This window comes from Nonomuraea sp. NPDC050478 (assembly GCF_044458265.1).
In the GTDB taxonomy this organism is placed as follows: Bacteria; Actinomycetota; Actinomycetes; order Streptosporangiales; family Streptosporangiaceae; genus Nonomuraea; species Nonomuraea ferruginea.
The window spans coordinates 73,422-88,915 of sequence record NZ_JBITHT010000009.1; the positions used below are offsets into that span (position 1 = coordinate 73,422).

A 15,494-nucleotide genomic window follows, 5' to 3' on the forward strand; every position below is an offset into this window, starting at 1 on the left:
GTCGCCGTCCTTCACAGGTCGTCGTCGGTTGTGCCCGTATGACGGCGCTGGCGCGGAAAAGGAATCGGCGGGACTCAGATTTTCTCCGGAAGCCCGAAGGCGGCGAGCACCTCGGGGCCGAACGTGGTGATCTCGGCGATCAGGCCATCCTCGATCCGCAGCACGTCGAGGTTGACCGCGCTGAACGACGTCTCGCCGCGGCGGCGCACGTAGCTCGCCACGGCGGGCTGCCGGTTGGCTCCGGTCTCGATCAGCCGCCACTCGCCCCACGCCTCGGGGCCCTCCATGACCGGGCGCCACATCTCGAGGATCGCGGCGCGGCCCGCGTACAGCAGGGTCGCGGGCGGCATGGCCTGGCGGGCGTCCTCGCGCAGCAGCGCGGCCAGCGTGTCCAGGTCGCCCGCCTGGGAGGCCTTGAGGTAGCGGCGCAGCACCTGCCGCTCCTCCGCGCTCGGTTCGGTGGCCGGCTTCCAGTCGGCGCGGCGTTCGGGCAGGTGGGCGCGGAGGGTGGCGCGGGCCCGCTGGAGCGCGCTCTTGACCGCAGGCACGCTCAGCTCCAACGCGTCCGCGGTCTCCTCGGCCCGCCATCCGGCCACGTCACGCAGGATCAGCACCGCCCGCTGGCGCGGCGGCAGATGCTGGATCGCCGCGAGGTAGGCGAGCTCGATCGTCTCCCGCGCGGCCGCCACCGCGTGCGGCTCGCCTTCCCCCGGGGCGGCCAGGTCGAGCACCCGGTCGGGGATCGGCCGCAGCCACGGCACCTCGGCCTGCGCCGACCGCTCGCCGCCCGCCATCGCCATGACCACCTCGCGCGAGCGGGCCGGGCCGGACAGCGCGTCGAGGCAGGCGTTGGTGGCGATCCGGTAGAGCCAGGCGCGCGGCGTGGCGCGGCCCTCGAACGTCTCGCGCCGCCGCCACGCCCGCAGCAGCGTCTCCTGCACCATGTCCTCGGCGTCGCTGTAGGACCCGAGCATGCGATAGCAGTGGACCTCCAGCTCGTGCCGGTGGCACTGGGCCAGCGCGGCGAACCGCTCCTGGTCGCCCGCCCGGATCGCCTCGGTCACCTCGCCGGTCTCGCTCACCGCTCCTCCCCTCGTCGCGCAGGTCATCGTACGCGCCGCCGCCGACAATCCGGGCGCCCGGCGTCTAGGGTGGCGGGCATGGCCGATCAACTCGAACCCATGCCCACCGACTGGCAGCGGGCGCTCGCCGTGGTGGCCCACCCCGACGACCTGGAGTACGGCTGCGCGGCCGCCGTCGCGACCTGGACCGCGGCGGGCCGCGAGGTCGCCTACCTGATGGCCACCCGCGGTGAGGCGGGCATCGACACGCTCGCCCCGGCCGAGGCGGGTCCGGTGCGCGAGCGGGAGGAGCGGGCCGGCGCCGCCGTCGTGGGCGTGACCACGGTGGAGTTCCTCGACCACGCCGACGGGGTGATCGAGTACGGTCCGGCGCTGCGCCGCGACATCGCGGCGGCGATCCGCCGCCACCGTCCCGAGCTGGTGGTGACCCTCAACTTCGACGACACCTGGGCCGGCGGCGCCTACTGGAACACCCCCGACCACAGGGCTGTCGGCCGGGCCGTGATGGACGCCGTCGCCGACGCCGGCAACCGGTGGATCTTCCCCGACGCGGGCGAGCCGTGGGGCGGCGTGCGCTGGGTGGCGGTCGCGGGCAGCGACTCCCCCACCCACGCCGTCGACGTCACGGACGGGCTGGAGGCCGGTGTGCGCTCACTGGTGGCGCACCGCGCCTACATCGAGGCGCTCACCGGCGACGACCCGGAGAAGTACGCGCGCGAACTCGTCGAAGGCTTCGCCCGCGAAAGCGCCACCCGCTTCGCCGGCCGCCCCGCGATCCCCTTCAGACTGTTCAACCGCTGACCCGGACACTCCAACGCCCGCACATCCGGACGCGTCCAGCACGGCACGCGCGATGCGCCCCGCGCGGCCAGACCCTAGGACGCGTCCAACGCGGCACGGTCGCGGTACCACCAACGCGCACGGGTCCCGACGGGTCCCACGAGGTCCGCCCCCGAACGGACACCGTCGCGATGCGTTCAACGCGGTCCGACCCCTGACGCGTCGAGCACGGCGCGGTCGCGGCACCACCAGCGGCACGGTCGCGACGCGTCCGCACGGTCCAGCCCCCGAACGGACACGATCGCGATGCGTCCAGCGCGGTCCGACCCCCGAGGCGTCCAGCACAGCACGATCACGACGCGTCCCGCGCGGCCAGACCCTAAGACGCGTCCAACGCGGCACGGTCGCGGTACCACCAACGCGCACGGGTCCCGACGGGTCCCACGAGGTCCGACCCCTGAACGGACACCGTCGCGATGCGTTCAACGCGGTCCGACCCCTGACGCGTCGAGCACGGCGCGGTCGGGGTACCACCAGCGCGGCACGGTCGCGACGGACCCCACGAGATCCGACCCCTGAACGGCCACGGTCGCGATGCGTTCAGCGCGGTCCGACCCCCGACGCGTCGAGCGCGCCACGGCCGCGGTGCGGCCCGCGCGCGGCCCGCCCCGGACACGTTCGGGAAGGACGGCTGCCCGCGGACGGGCAGCGGGGGCGTCTCGCGGAGCGCAGGCGCCCGCGTGAAGTGGGTGTCGCGTCCAGCGCGGTGCGTCCCGGGTGCGGCTTACCCCGGATGCGGCCGGCGCGTCCGGCGCGTCCGGGGGTTGGGTGTCAGACCTGGATGCGGCGTTCGATGGCGTCGGCGATCTCGGCGACCGCTCGGTCGACCGGGACGCCGTTGTTCTGCTCGCCGCTGCGGTAACGGAAGGACACCGCGCCGCCCGCGACGTCGTCGTCGCCGGCCAGGAGCATGTAGGGCACCTTGGCCTTCTGGGCGTTGCGGATCTTCTTCTGCATGCGGTCGTCGGAGGCGTCGACCTCGACCCGGATGCCGCGCTCACGCAGCTTCTTGGCGACGTCCTGCAGGTAGGGCACGTGCGTGTCGGCGATCGGGATGCCGACCACCTGGACGGGCGCGAGCCAGGGCGGGAAGGCGCCCGCGTAGTGCTCGGTCAGCACGCCGAGGAAGCGCTCGATGGAGCCGAACAGCGCCCGGTGGATCATGACCGGGGTCTGGCGGCTGCCGTCGGCGGCCTGGTATTCGAGCCCGAACCGCTGGGGCTGGTTGAGGTCGAGCTGGATGGTCGACAACTGCCAGGTGCGGCCGATGGCGTCCTTGGCCTGCACGGAGATCTTGGGGCCGTAGAAGGCCGCGCCGCCCGGGTCGTCGACCAGTTCCAAGCCCGACTCCACGGCCGTCTCGCGCAACGCCTCGGTGGCCTCGTCCCAGTGGGCGGGGTCGCCGATGAACTTCTCGGAGTCGTCGCGGGTGGACAACTCCAGGTAGAACTCCGACAGGCCGAAGTCGCGCAGCACGCTGAGCACGAAGGTGAGCAGGCTCTTGATCTCGCCGACCATCTGCTCACGGGTGCAGTAGATGTGGGAGTCGTCCTGCGTCATGCCGCGCACCCGGGTCAGGCCGTGGACCACGCCCGACTTCTCGTAGCGGTAGACGCTGCCGAACTCGCACAGCCGCAGCGGCAGCTCGCGGTAGGAGCGCCCGCGGGCCCGGAAGATCAGGTTGTGCATCGGGCAGTTCATCGGCTTGACGCGGTATTCGACGCCCTCCAGCTCGAAGGGCGGGAACATGTCGTCGGCGTACCACGGCAGGTGGCCGGAGGTCTCGAACAGCGTCGACTTGGTGATGTGCGGGGTGTTGACGAACTCGTAGCCCGCCTCCGCCTGGCGGCGGCGCATGTAGTCTTCCATCTCCTTGCGGATGATGCCGCCCTTGGGATGGAAGACGGGAAGGCCGCTGCCCAGCTCGGGCGGGAAGCTGAACAGGTCGAGCTCGGCGCCGAGCTTGCGGTGGTCGCGCTTCTCGGCCTCCTCCAGCAGCTTGAGGTATTCGTCCTGCTTGTCGCGGGACTCCCAGGCGGTGCCGTAGATGCGCTGGAGCTGCGGGTTCTTCTCGCTGCCGCGCCAGTAGGCGCCGCCGGAGCGCATGAGCTTGAACGCGGGGATGGACCGGGTCGACGGGACGTGCGGGCCGCGGCACAGGTCCTTCCAGTGCAGCTCGCCGGTCTTGGCGTCGAGGTTGTCGTAGATGGTGAGCTGGCCGGCGCCGACCTCGACCGACTCCTCGGCGTCAGCGCCGCCCTTCAGGCCGATGAGCTCCAGCTTGTAGGGCTCGTCGGCCAGCTCCTCGCGGGCCTCGTCGTCGCCGACGGGACGGCGGGAGAACAGCTGGCCCTGCTTGACGATCTCGCGCATGCGCTTCTCGATGCGCTTGAGGTCGTCGGGGTGGAAGGCCTCGGCCACGTCGAAGTCGTAGTAGAAGCCGTTGTCGACCGGCGGGCCGATGCCGAGCTTGGCCTCGGGGAACAGCTCCTGGACGGCCTGCGCCATGACGTGCGCGGTGGAGTGGCGGACGATCGCCCGGCCCTCCTCGCTGGAGATCTCGATCGGCTCGACCACGTCGCCGTCGGCGAGCGGGCAGGCCAGGTCGCGCGCCTCGCCGTTGACCCGGGCGGCGATCACGGTGCGGCCGTCGGCGTCGAGCGCCTGGCCGGCCGTCGTGCCGGCCGCGACCACACGCTCGGCTCCGGCGAGGGTGATGCGTAGCTCGGCTGACACGATGGCTCCCTTGGATAGCGCTCGTCGGTGACGGAAAACGATGCTATCGCGGGTCGAACCCCATCCTGGTCAGCCTTCTGCGGCTGCCCAGGAACACGTTCCGGTCGATCGGGCTGTTGGCGTGCTGGTGGATCGACCAGTCCCGCCACGGTCCCGGCACCGCCGGCCGGCCGCGCGGGCGGTGCGGGCTGGCGATCCACAGCGGGTACTCGCCCAGGCCCGCGCAGTTGCCCTCCTCGGCGAAGGACTGGAAGGTGTAGACGAACGGCCGCGTGCCGGTGCGCGCTTCCACGTACTGGCACCAGCGGCGGGCGAAGCCGGCGACCCGCTCGGGCTTGATCCCGTCGTCGGTCTCCAGGTCGAGCGCGATCAGGTCGCCCCGGCGCAGCCCGCCCGCCTGGTTGATCGTGCGCAGGAAGTGGCGCGCCTGCTCCACGGGATCACCCTTGGGTCGCGCGAAGTGGTAGGCGCCGCAGACGATCCAGTTCTCCCGCATGCGGTCCCAGTTGCGGGAGAACCAGTGATCGGTCCAGTCGCCGCCCTCGGTGGCCTTGGCGAAGGCGAACGCCACTCCACTGCGCGCGTGCTCGGCCCAGTCGACGGATTTCTGCCAGTTGGACACGTCGATGCCGTGCAGCAAGCGCTTGTCCATGTCGGAGTACACCCTGCCGGAGTTTATGGCGACTCCGGCTGATCAGCCCTTCGACGCGCCGATGAGCAGCTTGTGCGCGCGCTCGCGGTCGCCGTAGACCGCGGCCACGAAGTCGGTGACCCCGGCCTGGGCCAGGGCGTCGATCTGGGCGCGCACCGCGTCCTCGTCGCCGACCACGGCGACGCCGCCGGGGTTCTCGACGCCCTCCCTGTCGAGCATGGCCCGGTAGGACGGGAGCTGCCCGTACATGACGAAGATCTCGTCGGCCTTGGCCCTGGCGGCCTCCGGGTCGTCGGTGACGCAGACGGGCAGGGTGCAGACGACGCGCGGCGCGGGCCGGCCCGCCTCCTTCGCGGCGGCGGTGATGGTGGGCACGATGTGCTCGGCGACGGTCTTGCGGCCGGTCATCCAGAGGACGGTGCCGTCGGCGACGGTGCCCGCCAGCTTGAGCATGCGCGGGCCGAGTGCGGCGACCAGCACCGGCAGGCCGGCCCCCGGCGTGCTGAGCCGCACGTTGGCCTTGAGCGTCTCGCCGGTGTAGTCGACCTGCTCGCCGCGGGTGACGGGCAGCAGGACGTCGAGGTACTCCTTCATGTGCCGGGCGGGCCGGTCGAAGCTGTAGCCGTACATGCCCTCGATGACGACCTGGTGGGACAGGCCGATGCCGAGGGCCAGCCGGCCGCCGAGCGCGGCGTTGACGGTCATGGCCTGCTGGGCGAGCACGACCGGGTGGCGGGGGTAGGTCGGCACGACGCCGGTGCCGAACTCGATGTCGCGGCCCCCGGCCAGGGCGGCGCTGCCGGCCACGGCGAGCGAGGTGAGCGCGTCCAAGCCGAAGATCTGGGACATCCAGACCGAGTCGAAACCGTCATCGGCCGCGCGGGCGATCCGGTCGCGCAGGTCGGGGAACGGATCCTGGCCGTTGGGCTCATTGATCAGAAGTCCGAATCGCATGCTGACAGAACTCCATTCTAGTCGGCTGGGGCGAGTGTAACCCCGGTCGCGCCGGGTGGTGCCGAGGCCGGGCCGTACCCCCTTTGTAAAGTGGCTTCATGACCCACGAACGTGCGGGACAGCCCGCTCAGCCCGCGGATCTGGTGGACGTGGCCCGGCTGGTGACCGCCTACTACGCGTTGCGGCCCGACCCGGGCGACCCGGGGCAGCGGGTGACGTTCGGCACCTCGGGCCATCGCGGGTCGTCGCGGGCCTCGGCCTTCAACGAGGCCCACATCCTGGCCACCACCCAGGCCATCTGCGAATACCGGCTGACGCAGGGCACCGACGGCCCGCTCTACCTGGGCATCGACACGCACGCGCTGTCGGAGCCCGCGCGGGTGTCGGCGCTGGAGGTGCTCGCGGCCAACGACGTGCGGGTGCTGATCGACTCCCGCGACGGCTACACGCCGACGCCGGCCGTCTCCCACGCGATCCTCACGTACAACCGCGGCAGGAAGTCGGGGCTCGCCGACGGGGTGGTCATCACGCCGTCGCACAACCCGCCGTCCGACGGCGGCTTCAAGTACAACCCGCCGAACGGCGGCCCGGCCGACACCGAGGCCACCACGTGGATCCAGGACCGCGCCAACCGGCTGCTGGCCCAGGACCTCGCCGGGGTGCGCCGGGTGCCCTACGCCAGGGCGCTGGAGGCGGCGGGCCGCTACGACTTCCTCGGCTCGTACGTGGACGACCTGCCCTCGGTCGCGGACCTGGACGCGATCAGAGCGGCCGGGGTGCGGATCGGCGCCGACCCGCTCGGCGGCGCCAGCGTGGCCTACTGGGGCGAGATCGCCGAGCGCCACCGCCTCGACCTGACCGTGGTCAACCCGCTGGTCGACCCGACGTGGCGGTTCATGACGCTCGACTGGGACGGCAAGATCCGCATGGACTGCTCGTCGCCGTACGCGATGGCCTCGCTCATCGACGGCCGCGACCGCTTCCAGATCGCCACCGGCAACGACGCCGACGCCGACCGGCACGGCATCGTCACCCCCGACGGCGGGCTGGTCAACCCGAACCACTACCTGGCGGTGGCGATCTCCTACCTGTACGAGCACCGCGACGGGTGGCCGCGAGACGCCGGGGTAGGCAAGACGATGGTCAGCAGCGGCGTCATCGACCGGGTGGCCGCCTCGCTGGGGCGGCGGCTGTACGAGGTGCCGGTGGGTTTCAAGTGGTTCGTGCCGGGGCTGCTCGACGGCTCGCTCGGGTTCGGCGGCGAGGAGAGCGCGGGCGCGTCGTTCCTGCGCCGCGACGGCTCGGTGTGGACCACCGACAAGGACGGCCTGATCCTGGCCCTGCTGGCGGCCGAGATCCAGGCGGTCACGGGCAGGTCGCCGAGCGAGCACTACCGGGGCCTGACCGAGCGGTTCGGCGAGCCCGCCTACGCGCGGGTGGACGCGCCGGCCACCCGCGAGGAGAAGGCGGTGCTCGGCAAGCTGTCGGCCGACCAGGTGACGGCCTCCAGCCTGGCCGGCGAGCCGATCACGTCGGTGCTCACGGCCGCGCCGGGCAACGGGGCGTCCCTGGGCGGCGTCAAGGTCTCCACGGAGAGCGCCTGGTTCGCCGCCCGGCCGTCGGGCACCGAGGACGTCTACAAGATCTACGCCGAGTCGTTCCGCGGCCCGGACCACCTCGCCAAGGTGCAGGAGGAGGCCCGGTCGCTGGTCTCCGCGGCGCTGGGCTGATCAGGACCCTTCAGGACTTCGCGAGCACCCGGCCGTCGTCGTCGATGGCCGGGAACGCGCCGGTGTCGACGATGCCGTGCTGGTGGTAGAGCTGCTCGATGAGGGCGTGGGCCGCGGGCTCCAGCTTCCACAGCGCGCGCCACTCGCGGGCGACGGGCACCGGGATGCCGATCTCCTGGGCGATGTCCACGGTGCGCGGCACGATCCCCTTGGCGATCTGCCGGTTCCAGTAGGCGCGGGCCTGGCGCATGAGCACCGCGCGCTGGGCGGTGTCGACGATCTGCGGGGCCGCGTCGATGACCGCGATCTCCTCGTCGTCCTCCTCCCGCACCAGCTCGGCGAGCGCGGGCGGCAGCTCGGGCCTGGCGGGCACCGGCCGGTGGTCGCGCTCGGGCTCCCACGGCACCCGCGGGTCGGCGTCGATAAGCGCGGTGGTGTTGTAGAGGGCGGCGATCTGGGCGAGCAGCGCCTCCTGGCGGCCCTGGTCGACGGCCAGGCCGGTGTGCTCGACGGCCTGGTCCATGGCCTTGTCGAGCTTGGCCAGGGCGGCGCGCATCTTGCGGTCGGGGGCGCCGGCCTCGCGCAGCGCCTTGGCCCGCTTGGCGGCCAGCGCGACCCGGGTGAGCCTGCGGTGCGCGTCGACCTCGCTGGCGGTGCGGTCGCTGACCTCGGCCAGGCCGAGCCGGACGAGCAGCCGCTCGGGGGTGAGCCGCCAGTTGATGCGGCCGGTGCCGCGGATGCGGTGGCGCTCGATGGCCATGCCGCGCTCCCAGAGCCAGGCGGCCACCAGCGGTGCGGCGAGCCGGAACACCGCCTCGGGGAAGCTGCTGGCGTCCATGCTGGACAGCACCGCGGTCAGGCAGGTCAGCGCCCACACGGCGATGCCGTCGATGCCCGCGGAGAAGTTCTCCCGCATGTTGCGGCGGGCGCGCACGGCGGAGGTGATGATGGCCACTTCGATGAAGGCGAACAGCAGCAGCCTCAGCGGGCCGTCCAGGCCCAGCACGTCACCGGAGAAGCGCCACATGCCCTGGGCGGACACGCCCGTCGCGATGGAGGCGGCCACGATGGTCAGCACGTCCTCGATGGGACGGTTGGCGACGTAGCGGGCGAACAGCCAGGCGGTGACCCGCCAGGCGACGCGAAGCACCAGGAAGGCCAGGATGAGCCCGGCCAGGCTCAGCAGCGCGATCACGGCGGTCGCGAGCGGCTTCTCGGTGATGAAGGTAGTGATTTCCTCAAATGTGGGCATCAGTCACTATCCGTTGAGGCTCAGTCTCGGGGGGCTCGATGACGAGATCATTGCAGACTGTAGCCACCTTGTACGCCAAACTCCGGCTGCTGCCCAGTTTGCACTGATTTCCCCATACGTCCCACCAGCACCGGAGCTGTCGGGGAACGCGCCAAACGGACCCGGAGTGGCCAGTCCTGTGGACGCCACGGCGTCTCCCCGATCCTCACGGAGCGCACCCGGCTCGCCACCCCCTTACCCGGCGGTCGGGGCTCCGTCCGCGAACCCGCCCGTCTACGCTCATCACCGGACGGTTCCGCCCTGGGGGCGAGGTGACCAGGGCTCTTACCTGAGGCTGAGATGAAATCTCGTCCTTCGGGAGGTCACCAGCACGGCTTCCAGGATGGGACCATCTAGCGAGGGATTTATCCCAGCATCGTGCGATGTATCCCAGCAGGACGGAATCCATGTCAGAGTCAGAAGAGTTTCCTCTCGTCCAGTTCATGCGGGAACGGTTCGATCCAGCGGATGAACTGCTCCGCATCCAGGCGGATCACCCCGTCTACCCGATGGAGATCCCCGGCGGGCAGACGGTCTACCTGGTCACCCGCTGGGACGACGTCCGCGGCGTGCTCGGCGACCACGAGCGGTTCAGCAACGACTTCGCCGGCGTCATCGGCCTCGGCTCGAACCAGGAGGACCCGGGCGGCCTGGGCTTCCGCGACCCGCCCGAGCACACCCGGCTGCGCAAGTTCCTGACGCCGGAGTTCACCATGCGCCGGCTGCGGCGGCTGGAGCCGCGCATCGAGGCGCTGGTCACCGAGTGCCTGGACCGGATCGAGGCCAAGGGCTCCCCCGCGGACCTGATGGAGGACTTCGCGCTCCCCATCCCGTCCCTGGTGATCTCCGAGCTGCTCGGGGTCCCGTACGACGAGCAGGCCGACTTCGTCAAGGTGAGCACGAACCGGTTCGACTTCACCGCCGGGCCCGAGGCGTCGCTGCAGGCGATCAACGACGCGATGACGTACCTCACGGACCTGGTCGCCCGTGAGCGGCGCGACCCCGGCGACGGCCTGCTCGGCCAGCTGCTGCGCGACCACGGCGACGCGCTGGACGACCGCACCCTGGCCAGCATGGCCGACGGCATGCTCACCGGCGGTCACGACACCAGCACGAGCATGCTCGCGCTCGGCTCCCTCTGGCTGCTGGAGAACCCCGACCAGGCCGCCAAGGTGCGCGAGGTCGACGGCTACATCGACGAGGTGATCGAGGAGCTGCTGCGCTACATGACCGTGGTGCAGGTGGCCTTCCCCCGCTTCGCCCGCGACGATCTGGAGCTGCACGGGCAGCAGATCAAGAAGGGCGAGCTGGTGCTCTGCTCGCTCGCCGCCGCCAACCGCGACCCGAACCTGGGCGAGGACATGAACCAGGTCAAGCCGGGCCGCCACACCGCCGGCTCCCACCTGGCGTTCGGGCACGGCATCCACCGCTGCATCGGCGCGCCGCTGGCGCAGATGGAGCTGCGCATCGCCTACCCGATGCTGCTGCGCCGCTTCCCGACGCTGCGCCTGGACGGGGAGGTCCCGTGGCGCAAGCTGGCCATCGTCTACGGCGTGGAGAAGCTACCCGTGGCGTGGTGAAGCGGTTACGTTCGCAGGGTGAACGAGCTTGTCATCGACCTGAGCGCGATCGGCGCCGTGGTGTTCGACACCGACGGCACGGTCACCGACACCGCCCGCGGGCACGCGGCCGCGTGGAAGCACGTGTTCGACGGGTTCCTGCGCGGCCGCTCCGCGCCGTTCGAGCCGTTCGACGTCCGGGAGGACTACCTGCGGTACGTCGACGGACGGCCGCGACTCGACGGCGTCCGCGCCTTCCTGGCCTCACGTGGCCTCACCGCGCCGGAGGGCGCGCCGGACGACGAGCCTGGCGCGCCGACCGTGCACGGTCTCGGCCGGGCCAAGGAGCAGCTGTTCATGGAGCAGGTGAGGCTGCACGGGGTGGCCGCGTTCCCCGCGGCCGTGGCGCTGCTGCACGAGCTGCGCAACCGGGGCGCCCGCACCGCCGGGGTGTCCGCCAGTCTGCACGGGCGCACGCTGGTGGCCGCGGCGGGCGTGCTGCACCTGTTCGACACGCTGGTCGACGGCGGCGACGCGGCGCTGATGAACCTGCCGGGCAAGCCCGATCCGGCGCTGCCGCTGGAGGCGGCCCGCCGTCTCGGCGTGCCGCCCGGCAGGACCGCCGTGGTGGAGTCGGCGCCGGCGGGCGTCGAGGCGGGCAGGAAGGGCGGATTCGCCCTGGTGATCGCCCTGGCGCCGGCCGGGGAGGGCGCCGACCTGGTGGTGAAGGACCTCGGTGAGCCGGTCGTGCGCGGCCGCGTTCTACCCTTGACCTCGTGACGGTGCTCATCGATCCCCCGCAGTGGCCGGGGCCGCGCGGCCTGATGTGGTCACATCTGGTCAGCGACACGTCCCTGGACGAACTCCACGTTTTCGCCGCCCGGCTGAGCGTGCCCGTGCGCGCGTTCGACCGCGACCACTACGACGTGCCCGAGACCGTGCACGCGTTCGCCGTGTCGCTGGGCGCGCAGGCGGTCACCTCCCGCGAGCTACTGCAGCGGCTGGTCGCGGCCGGGCTCCGCCGCCGGAAGGTGCACGCCGTACGCGCCGGGGAATGACGCCCCGCCCAGAGAGGCGTACGCGTCCTCGGGCACCGGCTCCTCTTCCTCGCCCGGCTCGCCCGACCCGAGCAGGGTGCGGGTCAGCGCCGCGCGCTCGTGCAGCATCCCGTCGAGCGCCCGGTTCAGCAGGTCGCCGGTGATCGCGGGCGTCCCGCCGTCGTGCGCGAGCGCGTCCAGCACGGCCCGGCGCAGCAGCTCCTTGAAGAACGAGGCGGTCGCGCCCTCGGTACGCGCCACGATCGGCTCCAGGTCGGCCCGCAGGGGCAGGTCGCGGGCGTAGAGGCGGAGCAGCGCCGCCCGCCCGGCGGCGTCGGGCCTGGGGATCTCCACGGCCAGGTCGACCCGGCCGGGACGGTCGGCCAGCGCGCGTTCGAGCACGTCGGCCCGGTTGGTGGTGAGCACGAACGTCACGTCGGCGTCGGCGCCGACCCCGTCCATGGCGTCGAGGAGCGCGAACAGCAGCGGGTTGCCGTCGTCGCTGAACGACCGGTCGCGCGCCACCAGGTCGACGTCCTCCAGCACCACGATCGCCGGCTGCAGCCGCCTGGCCAGCCCGGCCGCCTGCGACACGAACCGGATCGCCCCGCCGGTCATCACGATCACCGTGCAGCCGGTCATCCTGGCCATGAGGTAGCGGACGGTGTGGGTCTTGCCGGTGCCGGGCGGACCGTGCAGCAGCAGGCCGCGCTTGAGGTGCTGGCCGTGCGCGCGCAGCCGCGGCGCCTGCTCGGCGACTCCGACGATGTGCCGTTCGATCGTCTCCAGCACGCCGTCGGGCAGCACCACCTGGCCAGGCCTCAGGTCGGGGCGGGGCAGGAAGGTCACCAGGTCGTTGCCGCGGTACTCGCTCCACGCGAACGACAGGATCTGCCCCCGGTAGACGTCGTGCTCGCGCATCAGGCGCTCGATCTCGTCGCGCGACTCCTTGGCTGCGGCCCTGTCCGGCGCCAGCACGACCACCTGGCAGTCGGTCGACATGTGCTCCTGGGCGCCGCGCAGCGCCAGCACCACGGGCGTCCCGCCGGGGGCCCGGGTGAGCACCATCCCCAGCGAGACCACCTCGGTCGTCTCGTCGGGGCCGATCGCCACGGCCTCGTAGTCGACCGCGCCCGGCTCGTACCGCTCCCAGCCGCGGGCGGCGCGGGCCAGCATGTTGACGATGTCGTCGTGCTCGCGGCCCTGACCGGCGATGCCGAACCACCCGGCGCCGGGGGTGTGCGCGGCGAGGTAGGCGTCGACGCCGCGCTGCAGGTTGGCGTGCTCCCAGCCGGGGAACGCGGCCACCACGTTGACCACGTGTCTCAGCTCGCAGCCGAGGTGGCCGGTCACGCGGGTCACCAGCTCGGGTGGCGTGTCGAGGGCGAGGGTGTGGTGGGCGTCCTGGATCAGCTCTCTCAGCGACCGGGCCAGTGACCGGGCGTCGTCGGTGTCCATGACCGCCCACACTGACAGATCGCCGGGCCGCGCGCCGCTCCTTGTCCGTCAAGCGCGGTCATGCCGCTCGTCAGCGCTCCAGCTCGGCCAGCTCCGCGCTCACGGCCTCCCGGGCGCGCGCCTCCCACAGCTCTCGCGCCGGCGGCGTCCTGTAGAGGCGGGGTACGGCCAGCAGACGGCGGAGCACCTGGGCCCGGCCCCGCCTGAACAACTCGCCGGGGACGTGCGCGTACTCCTGCCTGATCTTGGCCGCGTAGTCCGCGTACCCGTCGCCGCCCAAAACCGCCAGGTCGGCGTCGCAGAGCACGGCCCCGTCGCGGTCTCCTTCGGCCAGCGTGTCGTGCGCCGCGGTCAGCCGTACCAGCCTGGCCACCTCGGCCACCCGCCGCGCCGGCACGCCGCAGCGGGGCAGGCGGGACCGGGCGAGCTGCGCGCTGCGCTCCTCGTCCCACCCGGGCCTGCCGTCGTAGACGGCGTCGTGGAACCAGGCGGCCAGGCGCACGGCCACGGGGTCCGCGGCCCACTCCTGGATCAGGCCGACGGCGCGCAGGACTGCCCGCAGGTGGTCGAGGTCGTGGTAGCGCCGGTGCGGCTCGGACCACCGGGCGACCAGCTCGGCTCCCACCGCGTCCCCGGCCCGGGACCCGCCCACCAGCGCACGCCACTCCTCCAGCACCCGGCCACCCTAGCCGCGCGCCGTGACCGCCGGGAAGGTTCACGGGTCGCCGCCCGCTTGTTAGCGTGGCGGCATCGAGCAGGGTCAGGGTGCGGGCCGGCGGCTGCCGCGGTGGCGGGAGCTGCGCGCGTTCGTGCCCCGGAGGCGGGCGCGGGGCGGGCTGGCCGGGGCGGCTGACGTGGCGGACGTGCGCCGGCTGGCGCGGCGGCGGGCGCCCCGGGTGGTGTTCGACTACGTCGACGGCGCGGCCGAGGGCGAGCTGTCCACGGCCAGGGCGGCGGAGGCGTTCGCGCGGGTGGAGTTCCGGCCGCACGTGCTGCGGGACGTGTCCCGCGTCGACACCGGGACCGAGATCCTGGGGCGGCGGGTGGCGATGCCGGTGGTGCTCGGGCCCACGGGGTTCACCCGGATGATGCACCGGGCCGGTGAGCGGGCCGTGGCCAGGGCCGCCGCCCGCGCCGGGGTCCCGTACGCACTCTCCACGATGGGCACCACGAGCGCCCGGGACGTGGCCGCGGCGGCGCCCGGCGGGTGGAACTGGTTCCAGCTGTACGTGGTGCGTGACCGGGGGCGGGTCAGGGACTGGCTGCGGCAGGCCCGTGAGGCGGGCATGGACGTGCTGGTCGTCACTGTGGACGTGCCGGTGGCCGGCGGGCGGCTGCGTGACGTGCGCAACGGCATGACCATGCCGCCGTCGCTGCGCTGGGGCGGGCTGGCGCAGGCGATGACCCGGCCGGCCTGGTGGTTCGGCTTCCTGACCGGCGAGCCGTTGCGGTTCGCGACGGTGGAGGGGGCGCCGGACGACCTGGCGGGGATCACGAACCTGATGTTCGACCCGGCGGTGACCCTCCGCGACCTGGAGTGGATCCGCGCGGAGTGGGGCGGGCGGCTGCTGGTGAAGGGCGTGCAGCGGGTCGACGACGCCGAGGAGCTGGTGGCGGCGGGGGTGGACGGCCTGGTGGTGTCGAACCACGGCGGCCGGCAGCTCGACCGCTCCCCCACGCCGCTGGAGCTGCTGCCGGAGGTGGCGGCGGCGGTGGGCGACAGGACCGAGGTGTTCCTCGACGGCGGCGTGCGCAGCGGCGCGGACGTCGCGGCGGCGGTGGCGCTGGGCGCGCGGGCCTGCCTCGTCGGCCGCGCCTACCTGTACGGCCTGATGGCGGGCGGGGAGGCGGGCGTGGACCGGGTGCTCGCGATGCTCCGCGGCGAGCTGGTGCGCACGCTCGCGCTGCTGGGCGCGTCCGGGGTGGACGGTCTGGACGCGGACGTGGTGCGGCTGCGCTGAGCCTGGGCGGACTACCTGAGCCGGGACAGCCGGTGCTCCATCAGCTCGTCCTCGGCCTGCTCGGCGGCGGTCCGCAGCTTGCGGACCGCCCGCAGCGCCTCCTCGACGCCGGTGCCGCTCCGCTCGACCTCCGCGGCCGCCTCCCGGACCCGGCGGAGCGTGGTGGCGATGAACGTGTCATTCATGACCCGACG

General features: G+C 72.7%; 14 protein-coding genes. 6 read left to right on the forward strand and 8 right to left on the reverse strand.

What is annotated here, in order from left to right; all coding sequences use genetic code 11:
- Positions 1-74: 74 nt before the first annotated feature.
- A complete protein-coding gene (locus ACIBF7_RS37835) occupies positions 75-1,082 on the reverse strand; it encodes an RNA polymerase subunit sigma-70 (protein WP_397199276.1) in 1,008 nt (335 codons plus the stop codon).
- A gap of 78 nt (positions 1,083-1,160) precedes the next feature.
- Here ACIBF7_RS37835 and ACIBF7_RS37840 point away from each other — a divergent pair, with 78 nt between their 5' ends.
- Complete coding sequence (locus ACIBF7_RS37840; protein WP_148031173.1) at positions 1,161-1,883, forward strand: PIG-L deacetylase family protein; 723 nt, start codon at positions 1,161-1,163, stop codon at positions 1,881-1,883.
- Between the two features lie 810 nt (positions 1,884-2,693).
- On the opposite strand, the gene thrS is transcribed toward ACIBF7_RS37840, so the two are convergent.
- From thrS to ACIBF7_RS37855, 3 genes are read right to left on the reverse strand one after another with little or no spacing between them, the layout of a single operon-like run.
- On the reverse strand, positions 2,694-4,658 hold the full coding sequence (gene thrS, locus ACIBF7_RS37845; protein WP_364234398.1) for a threonine--tRNA ligase: 1,965 nt from the start codon (positions 4,656-4,658) through the stop codon (positions 2,694-2,696).
- A 43-nt stretch (positions 4,659-4,701) separates the two neighbouring features.
- Positions 4,702-5,310, reverse strand: coding sequence for a glycoside hydrolase family 25 protein (locus ACIBF7_RS37850; protein ID WP_148031171.1), 609 nt, complete (start codon positions 5,308-5,310; stop codon positions 4,702-4,704).
- Between the two features lie 42 nt (positions 5,311-5,352).
- Positions 5,353-6,264, reverse strand: a complete 912-nt coding sequence (locus tag ACIBF7_RS37855) for an LLM class F420-dependent oxidoreductase (protein ID WP_148031170.1) — start codon at positions 6,262-6,264, stop codon at positions 5,353-5,355.
- Between the two features lie 98 nt (positions 6,265-6,362).
- Here ACIBF7_RS37855 and pgm point away from each other — a divergent pair, with 98 nt between their 5' ends.
- Positions 6,363-7,994 carry a phosphoglucomutase (alpha-D-glucose-1,6-bisphosphate-dependent) gene (gene pgm / locus ACIBF7_RS37860; protein WP_364234393.1) on the forward strand — a complete coding sequence of 544 codons (1,632 nt, stop codon included), beginning with the start codon at positions 6,363-6,365 and terminating at the stop codon, positions 7,992-7,994.
- Positions 7,995-8,004: 10 nt separating this feature from the next.
- Here the strand turns inward: pgm and ACIBF7_RS37865 are convergent, their stop codons facing one another.
- Positions 8,005-9,246, reverse strand: coding sequence for a hypothetical protein (locus ACIBF7_RS37865; RefSeq protein WP_148031168.1), 1,242 nt, complete (start codon positions 9,244-9,246; stop codon positions 8,005-8,007).
- A gap of 446 nt (positions 9,247-9,692) precedes the next feature.
- Here ACIBF7_RS37865 and ACIBF7_RS37870 point away from each other — a divergent pair, with 446 nt between their 5' ends.
- From ACIBF7_RS37870 to ACIBF7_RS37880, 3 genes are read left to right on the forward strand one after another with little or no spacing between them, the layout of a single operon-like run.
- Positions 9,693-10,865 (forward strand): cytochrome P450, encoded by a 1,173-nt coding sequence (locus ACIBF7_RS37870; RefSeq protein WP_148031167.1) that lies wholly within the window; start codon positions 9,693-9,695, stop codon positions 10,863-10,865.
- Positions 10,866-10,883: 18 nt separating this feature from the next.
- Positions 10,884-11,624, forward strand: coding sequence for an HAD family phosphatase (locus tag ACIBF7_RS37875; RefSeq protein WP_148031166.1), 741 nt, complete (start codon positions 10,884-10,886; stop codon positions 11,622-11,624).
- The gene (locus tag ACIBF7_RS37880) at positions 11,621-11,902 is read left to right on the forward strand and encodes a DUF4031 domain-containing protein (protein WP_148031165.1); all 282 of its coding nucleotides are present in this window, start codon (positions 11,621-11,623) and stop codon (positions 11,900-11,902) included. The genes ACIBF7_RS37875 and ACIBF7_RS37880 overlap by 4 nt, the downstream gene beginning before the upstream one ends.
- Here ACIBF7_RS37880 and ACIBF7_RS37885 read toward each other — a convergent pair.
- Together ACIBF7_RS37885 and ACIBF7_RS37890 are read right to left on the reverse strand one after the other, a co-directional pair.
- Positions 11,834-13,339 carry an ATP-binding protein gene (locus ACIBF7_RS37885; protein WP_364234387.1) on the reverse strand — a complete coding sequence of 502 codons (1,506 nt, stop codon included), beginning with the start codon at positions 13,337-13,339 and terminating at the stop codon, positions 11,834-11,836. The two genes, ACIBF7_RS37880 and ACIBF7_RS37885, sit on opposite strands and share 69 nt — an antisense overlap.
- Before the next feature lie 70 nt (positions 13,340-13,409).
- Positions 13,410-14,015 carry a metal-dependent phosphohydrolase gene (locus ACIBF7_RS37890; protein ID WP_219543338.1) on the reverse strand — a complete coding sequence of 202 codons (606 nt, stop codon included), beginning with the start codon at positions 14,013-14,015 and terminating at the stop codon, positions 13,410-13,412.
- 133 nt (positions 14,016-14,148) lie between these two features.
- Between ACIBF7_RS37890 and ACIBF7_RS37895 the strand changes: the two genes are divergently transcribed.
- Positions 14,149-15,300 (forward strand): alpha-hydroxy acid oxidase, encoded by a 1,152-nt coding sequence (locus ACIBF7_RS37895; RefSeq protein WP_364234384.1) that lies wholly within the window; start codon positions 14,149-14,151, stop codon positions 15,298-15,300.
- Positions 15,301-15,311: 11 nt separating this feature from the next.
- On the opposite strand, the gene ACIBF7_RS37900 is transcribed toward ACIBF7_RS37895, so the two are convergent.
- Complete coding sequence (locus ACIBF7_RS37900) at positions 15,312-15,485, reverse strand: hypothetical protein (RefSeq protein ID WP_187281127.1); 174 nt, start codon at positions 15,483-15,485, stop codon at positions 15,312-15,314.
- Positions 15,486-15,494: the final 9 nt, after the last annotated feature.

Bases quoted from the DNA above. Each gene is read 5' to 3' on its own strand.
- ACIBF7_RS37865 (WP_148031168.1), bottom strand. From the start codon at position 9,246: ATGCCCACATTTGAGGAAATCACTACCTTCATCACCGAGAAGCCGCTC.
- pgm (WP_364234393.1), top strand. From the start codon at position 6,363: ATGACCCACGAACGTGCGGGACAGCCCGCTCAGCCCGCGGATCTGGTG.
- ACIBF7_RS37870 (WP_148031167.1), top strand. From the start codon at position 9,693: ATGTCAGAGTCAGAAGAGTTTCCTCTCGTCCAGTTCATGCGGGAACGG.
- ACIBF7_RS37885 (WP_364234387.1), bottom strand. From the start codon at position 13,339: ATGGACACCGACGACGCCCGGTCACTGGCCCGGTCGCTGAGAGAGCTG.
- ACIBF7_RS37855 (WP_148031170.1), bottom strand. From the start codon at position 6,264: ATGCGATTCGGACTTCTGATCAATGAGCCCAACGGCCAGGATCCGTTC.
- ACIBF7_RS37900 (WP_187281127.1), bottom strand. From the start codon at position 15,485: ATGAATGACACGTTCATCGCCACCACGCTCCGCCGGGTCCGGGAGGCG.
- ACIBF7_RS37840 (WP_148031173.1), top strand. From the start codon at position 1,161: ATGGCCGATCAACTCGAACCCATGCCCACCGACTGGCAGCGGGCGCTC.
- ACIBF7_RS37850 (WP_148031171.1), bottom strand. From the start codon at position 5,310: ATGGACAAGCGCTTGCTGCACGGCATCGACGTGTCCAACTGGCAGAAA.